The sequence below is a fragment of the Pseudomonas sp. GM55 genome (genome assembly GCF_000282395.1).
GTDB classification, from domain to species: domain Bacteria; phylum Pseudomonadota; class Gammaproteobacteria; order Pseudomonadales; family Pseudomonadaceae; genus Aquipseudomonas; species Aquipseudomonas fluorescens_CC.
Genome location: NZ_AKJJ01000074.1, coordinates 1 through 6,109, shown reverse-complemented (window position 1 = coordinate 6,109; position 6,109 = coordinate 1). Strand labels below are relative to the sequence as shown.

Sequence of the window (6,109 nt, the reverse complement as noted above, 5' to 3'; positions counted from 1 at the left end):
ATCTGCGAGTGGCAGCCGACACAACCGTTGGCGATATAAACGTCCCGGCCTTCCAGTTCAAGGGCGGTGCGAGGCTTCATGCCCTCGACCGGCTTGTTGGTGACATCCTGGAAAAACAGCGGAACGATCTGGGTCAGGCCGCCGACGCTGACGGCGATGACCATGAAGAAGGCCAGCAGGCCAATATTCTTCTCGACTGCTTCATGCTTCATCAGTGAGCTCCAACTACGATCTTTTCGGCGGCTTCAGCTTCTGCCGGGTTCGAGGCGCGTACGGTACGGAAAACGTTGTAGGCCATGAACAGCATGCCGGTGGCGAAGAACGCACCGCCCAGGGCGCGAACGATGAAGCCAGGGTGGCTGGCTTGCAGCGCTTCGACGAACGAGTAGGTGAGGGTGCCGTCGTCGTTGATTGCACGCCACATCAGGCCTTGGGTGATGCCGTTGACCCACATCGAAGCGATGTACAGAACGGTACCGATGGTCGCGAGCCAGAAGTGCGTGTTGATCAGGCCGGTGCTGTGCATCTGCGCACGACCGAACAGTTTCGGGATCATGTGGTAGATCGCGCCGATCGAGATCATCGCCACCCAGCCCAGAGCGCCGGCGTGTACGTGGCCGATGGTCCAGTCGGTGTAGTGCGAGAGGGAGTTGACGGTCTTGATGGCCATCATCGGACCTTCGAAGGTCGACATGCCATAGAACGCCAGGGACACCACGAGGAAGCGCAGGATCGGGTCGGTGCGCAGCTTATGCCAGGCGCCCGACAGGGTCATCATGCCGTTGATCATGCCGCCCCAGCTCGGCGCCAGCAGGATGATCGACATGGCCATGCCCAGGGACTGAGCCCAGTCCGGCAGGGCGGTGTAGTGCAAGTGGTGCGGACCGGCCCAGATGTACAGGGTGATCAGCGCCCAGAAGTGCACGATCGACAGGCGATAGGAGTAGATCGGACGCTCGGCCTGTTTCGGCACGAAGTAGTACATCATCCCCAGGAAGCCGGTGGTCAGGAAGAAGCCCACGGCGTTGTGGCCGTACCACCACTGGATCATCGCGTCGGTCGCACCCGAGTAGGCCGAGTAGGACTTGAACAGGCTGACCGGCAGCGACATGTGGTTGACGATGTGCAGCATCGCGGTCACGACGATGAACGCGCCGTAGAACCAGTTACCCACATAGATGTGCTTGGTCTTGCGCTTGACGATGGTGCCGAAGAACACCAGACCGTAGGTGACCCAGACAATGGCCAGCAGAATAGCCAGGGGCCATTCCAGTTCCGCGTATTCCTTGGTGGTGGTGAAACCCATCGGCAAGGTAATGATCGCGCCGACAATCACCGCTTGCCATCCCCAGAAGGTGAAGGCGGCGAGGCTGTCGGAAATCAGTCGCGTTTGGCAGGTTCGCTGCACGACATAATAAGAAGTGGCAAACAGTGCACATCCACCGAAGGCGAAAATCACCAGGTTGGTGTGCAACGGGCGTAAGCGTCCAAAAGTCGTCCACGGCAGACCGAAGTTCAATTCCGGCCATACGAGCTGTGAGGCGATGAAGACACCGAGCCCCATGCCAAGGATCCCCCAGACCACCGTCATGATGGCGAACTGGCGGACTACCTTATAGTTATAAGCAGTCGGACTGATTGCTGTGCTCATTCTAAGGTTCCACGGTTTGGGTGTTTTATTAGGATTAAAAATCGGCCGCAAGTATGGAGAAAGCAGGGGGTCATTGCAACGCGCCATGACCTTGGTCAATGCTTTCAAATGCTGATTCTGCGGCCTTTCCATGCGCCGCGTAGGGACAAAAATACCCGTGGGCAAATTGTCCCGTCGGACTGATCAGGCGAGGGGGTCAGGTCGGATGTAACGGGGTGTGTTCAAACGCAACGTTTGGCTGACCGAAGGCAATTGGCGCGACAGCCGGTATCTACCAGCCTTTGCGGCCTGTCATCGGGCAGATTCGTCGAACACATCGTTCAGGGTCGACCTGGAACCGGCACCGGCCAGTCCGCATGGGGGGAAGCTTAGACTCGAATCCGGGGTTCCGAAAGAAAGTCTGTGCGAGGGTGCGACAATGGGTCGCAAAGGGGCAGGGAACTGCCGCATCCGGGAGAATGCGGCAGCAGAGCGGTCGGGATTTATTCGCGGTTGTCTTCAGCCTGCAAGCGCTCGGTATTCAAACCGTGGGACAGGCTGTACACATACGCGGCCAGCAATTGCACCTTATCGTTGCCGAGCAGTTCGTTTTGCGCCGGCATATGACCTTGGCGACCATGACGGATCGTTTGTTCGAGCTGCGTCAGGCTGGTGCCGTAGATGAAGCCGGTCGGGTGCGTCAGGTTCGGCGCGCCCATGGCTTCAGTGCCCTGGCCGTTTGCCCCGTGACAGGCGACGCAGGTGGTACTGAATGCCTGCTGTCCGGCCTGCAGGTCGGCTTTGCTGTCGGCAGGCAACGGCAGGCCGGCCAGACCATGGCGCACGTAAGCGGCGACGTTCTTCACGCCTTCTTCCCCCAGGACTTCACCCCAGGCCGGCATCGCCGCCATCCGGCCACCCATGATGGTGGTCTTGATGGTTTCTGCGCTGCCGCCCCAGCGCCAGTCGCTGTCGGTCAGGTTGGGGAAGCCGTATGCACCCTTGGCATCCGAGCCGTGGCACACCGAGCAGTTGGAGGCAAACAGGCGGCCGCCCATTTTCAGCGCCTGTGGGTCCTTGGCCACTTCTTCCACGGGCATCGCCGCGAACCTGGCGAAGATCGGCCCGAACTTCGCGTCAGCCTTGGCCATTTCCTTTTCCCACTCGTGCACACCGGTCCAGCCGTTTTCATAGCCGGGGAGGATGCCTTTCCAGTTGCCGAGGCCGGGATAGAGGATCAGGTAGCCGACCGCAAACACCAGGGTGCCGGCGAACAGCATGAACCACCATTGCGGCAACGGGTTGTCATACTCCTCGATGCCGTCGAAGCTGTGGCCCATGGTCTGGTCGACGCTGCCCTTGGTTTCACCCTTGCGGGTGCCGATCAGCAGCCAGGTCAGGCCGATCAGGCTGCCGATGGTCAGTACGCAGATCCACGTACTCCAGAAGGTGGTCATGGCCGGGTACTCCTTGTTGCTGATTCTTCGGTGATGTCGGGTTGTGGCTCGTCGGCAAACGGCAGCAGGCGCGCTTCGGCGAATGCCGGACCGCGCTTGCCGCTGAACACCCACAGGGTCAGGCCGACGAAGGCCACGAACACCACGACCGTGCCCAGGCCGCGGATCATTCCAGTGCTCATCTCAACAACCATGGCTCACCTCTTGCTCTTGATGGCAGTGCCGAGCACTTGCAGATAGGCGACCAGCGCATCCATCTCGCTCTTGCCCTTGAGCGAAGCGACGGCGCCGGTGATGTCTTCGTCGGTGTACGGCACGCCCAGGGTGCGCATGGCCTTGATCTTGGTTTCGGTATGACTGCTGTCGAGCTGATTGGCCACCAGCCACGGGTAGGCCGGCATCTTCGACTCCGGCACGACGTTGCGCGGGTTGTACAGGTGCGCCCGGTGCCAGTCATCCGAGTAGCGCGCGCCGACCCGCGCCAGGTCTGGTCCGGTGCGTTTCGAGCCCCACAGGAACGGGTGATCCCAGACGCTTTCACCGGCCACCGAGTAGTGCCCGTAGCGTTCGGTCTCGGCACGGAACGGACGGATCATCTGTGAATGACAGCCGACGCAGCCTTCGCGGATATAGATGTCGCGGCCTTCCAGTTGCAGCGCGGTGTAGGGCTTCATGCCTTCCACCGGTTTGTTGGTCACGTCCTGGAAGAACAGCGGGACGATCTGGGTCAGGCCGCCGATGCTCACGGCCAGGATCATCAGCAACAGCAACAGGCCGACGTTTTTCTCGATAGTTTCGTGTTTCATGGCGGACTCCTCAGGCCATCTGCGCGGCAGCGGCGACTTCGGCAGGCTGCGAGGCCCGCACGGTGCGCCAGGTGTTGTAGGCCATCAGCAACATGCCGCTGAGGAAGATCGCCCCGCCCACCAGCCGCACGACGAAGCCCGGATGGCTGGCCACCAGGGTCTCGACGAAGGAGTAAGTCAGCGTGCCGTCCTCGTTCACCGCACGCCACATCAGGCCCTGGGCGATCCCGTTGACCCACATCGAGGCGATGTACAGAACGGTGCCGATAGTGGCGAGCCAGAAGTGCGCGTTGATCAAGCCGATACTGTGCATCTGCTCGCGTCCGAAGACTTTCGGGATCATGTGGTACAGCGCGCCGATGGAGATCATCGCCACCCAGCCGAGCGCGCCGGCGTGTACGTGGCCGATGGTCCAGTCGGTGTAGTGGGAGAGGGCGTTGACCGTCTTGATCGCCATCATCGGCCCTTCGAAGGTCGACATGCCGTAGAACGCCAGCGACACCACGAGGAAACGCAGGATCGGGTCGCTGCGCAACTTATGCCAGGCGCCCGACAGGGTCATCATGCCGTTGATCATCCCGCCCCAGCTCGGCGCCAGCAGGATCAGCGACATCACCATGCCCAGCGACTGCGCCCAGTCCGGCAGCGCGGTGTAGTGCAAGTGGTGCGGGCCGGCCCAGATGTACAGGGTGATCAGCGCCCAGAAGTGCACGATCGACAGGCGATAGGAATACACCGGGCGCTCGGCCTGTTTCGGCACGAAGTAGTACATCATCCCGAGGAAACCGGCGGTGAGGAAAAAGCCTACGGCGTTGTGGCCGTACCACCATTGCACCATCGCATCGGTGGCACCGGAGTACAGCGAGTAGGACTTGGTGAAGCTGACCGGCAGTTCCATGTTGTTGACGATGTGCAGGATCGCCACGGTGATGATGAATCCACCGAAGAACCAGTTACCGACATAGATGTGCTTGGTCTTGCGCTGCATGATCGTGCCGAAGAACACGATGGCGTAGGCGACCCAGACGATGGTGATCAGGATGTCGATCGGCCATTCCAGTTCGGCGTATTCCTTGGAACTGGTGTAGCCCAGCGGCAGGCTGATGGCCGCCAAGAGAATTACAAGCTGCCAGCCCCAGAAGCAGAACGCGGCGATTTTCGGCGCAAACAATTGCGTCTGGCAGGTGCGTTGCACCGAGTAGAACGAACTGGCGAACAGGGCGCAGCCGCCAAAGGCGAAGATCACCGCATTGGTGTGCAGCGGGCGCAAACGCCCGAAGCTGGTCCACGGCAAATTGAAGTTGAGTTCGGGCCAGACCAACTGGGCCGCGAGAAAAACCCCGAGCCCCATGCCGACGATGCCCCACACCACCGTCATAATGGCGAATTGGCGGACCACCTTGTAGTTGTAGGCGGTACTGATAGAAGTGTTCATGGTTCCCCATCCACGGTTCAGCCGAAGTGAGCGCGCAGCGCAAGGCAGTGCACCCTTCGGCCGGAGTTATAGGCAGACTGAAAGCGAGGCAAGCATGGACAAAGGGCACAAGGCCGGTATTGACGGGGATCAATGGGCGCAGTGCGTGCGGGATCATGGATGGTTGTGGAATGCGGCTGTTGTGCCGGCATCGGCGACGCTGATTCTCGCCCATGGCGCCGGTGCGCCGATGGACAGCGCCTGGATGAGCGACATGGCTGTACGCCTCGCCGCTCAAGGCGTCAACGTATTGCGCTTCGAGTTTCCGTACATGGCGCAGCGGCGCATCGACGGCGGTAAGCGCCCGCCGAACCCAGCGCCGAAACTGCTGGAATGCTGGCGCGAGGTGCATGCCCAGGTGCGACGCCATGTCACTGGGTCGCTGGCCATCGGCGGCAAGTCCATGGGCGGGCGTATGGCCAGTCTGCTGGTCGATGAGTTGGGGGCGGATGCGCTGGTGTGCCTGGGTTATCCGTTCTATGCGGTGGGCAAACCGGAGAAACCACGGGTCGAGCATTTGGCCGGGCTGAAGACGCGGACCCTGATCGTACAGGGCGAGCGCGATGCACTGGGCAATCGTGAGGCGGTCGAGGGGTATGCGCTATCGCCGGGTATCGAAGTGTTCTGGCTGGTGGCGGGGGATCATGACTTGAAGCCGTTGAAGGCTTCGGGGTTTACCCATGAGCAGCATTTGGCGGCTGCGGCGCAGAAAGTGGCAGCATTTCTGTAGGAGCTGGCTTGC

The 6,109-nt window shown here is 61.0% G+C and carries 7 protein-coding genes; 1 reads left to right on the top strand and 6 read right to left on the bottom strand.

The window, feature by feature from the left end; translation table 11 throughout:
- From PMI31_RS19610 to ccoN (PMI31_RS19585), 6 genes are all read right to left on the bottom strand, one after another.
- A partial coding sequence (locus tag PMI31_RS19610) for a cbb3-type cytochrome c oxidase subunit II (RefSeq protein WP_007960351.1) occupies positions 1 to 212 on the bottom strand: 212 nt, incomplete at its 3' end.
- On the bottom strand, positions 212 to 1,651 hold the full coding sequence (gene ccoN / locus PMI31_RS19605) for a cytochrome-c oxidase, cbb3-type subunit I (RefSeq protein ID WP_008020038.1): 1,440 nt from the start codon (positions 1,649 to 1,651) through the stop codon (positions 212 to 214). The genes PMI31_RS19610 and ccoN (PMI31_RS19605), both read right to left, overlap by 1 nt.
- 482 nt (positions 1,652 to 2,133) lie before the next feature.
- Positions 2,134 to 3,087, bottom strand: coding sequence for a cytochrome-c oxidase, cbb3-type subunit III (gene ccoP / locus PMI31_RS19600; RefSeq protein ID WP_008020037.1), 954 nt, complete (start codon positions 3,085 to 3,087; stop codon positions 2,134 to 2,136).
- On the bottom strand, positions 3,084 to 3,281 hold the full coding sequence (locus tag PMI31_RS19595; RefSeq protein ID WP_008020036.1) for a cbb3-type cytochrome oxidase subunit 3: 198 nt from the start codon (positions 3,279 to 3,281) through the stop codon (positions 3,084 to 3,086). Before PMI31_RS19595 ends, ccoP begins: the two co-directional genes overlap by 4 nt.
- A 3-nt stretch (positions 3,282 to 3,284) precedes the next feature.
- Positions 3,285 to 3,893 (bottom strand): cytochrome-c oxidase, cbb3-type subunit II, encoded by a 609-nt coding sequence (ccoO, locus tag PMI31_RS19590; protein WP_008020035.1) that lies wholly within the window; start codon positions 3,891 to 3,893, stop codon positions 3,285 to 3,287.
- Between the two features lie 10 nt (positions 3,894 to 3,903).
- Positions 3,904 to 5,328, bottom strand: coding sequence for a cytochrome-c oxidase, cbb3-type subunit I (gene ccoN / locus PMI31_RS19585; RefSeq protein ID WP_008020034.1), 1,425 nt, complete (start codon positions 5,326 to 5,328; stop codon positions 3,904 to 3,906).
- 94 nt (positions 5,329 to 5,422) lie between these two features.
- Between ccoN (PMI31_RS19585) and PMI31_RS19580 the strand changes: the two genes are divergently transcribed.
- Positions 5,423 to 6,097, top strand: a complete 675-nt coding sequence (locus tag PMI31_RS19580) for an alpha/beta family hydrolase (RefSeq protein WP_008020033.1) — start codon at positions 5,423 to 5,425, stop codon at positions 6,095 to 6,097.
- The last annotated feature ends 12 nt before the right edge of the window (positions 6,098 to 6,109 follow it).

Coding starts and splice junctions, on each gene's coding strand:
- PMI31_RS19580 (WP_008020033.1), top strand. CDS start 5,423: ATGGACAAAGGGCACAAGGCCGGTATTGACGGGGATCAATGGGCGCAG.
- ccoN (WP_008020034.1), bottom strand. CDS start 5,328: ATGAACACTTCTATCAGTACCGCCTACAACTACAAGGTGGTCCGCCAA.
- ccoN (WP_008020038.1), bottom strand. CDS start 1,651: ATGAGCACAGCAATCAGTCCGACTGCTTATAACTATAAGGTAGTCCGC.
- ccoP (WP_008020037.1), bottom strand. CDS start 3,087: ATGACCACCTTCTGGAGTACGTGGATCTGCGTACTGACCATCGGCAGC.
- ccoO (WP_008020035.1), bottom strand. CDS start 3,893: ATGAAACACGAAACTATCGAGAAAAACGTCGGCCTGTTGCTGTTGCTG.
- PMI31_RS19595 (WP_008020036.1), bottom strand. CDS start 3,281: ATGGTTGTTGAGATGAGCACTGGAATGATCCGCGGCCTGGGCACGGTC.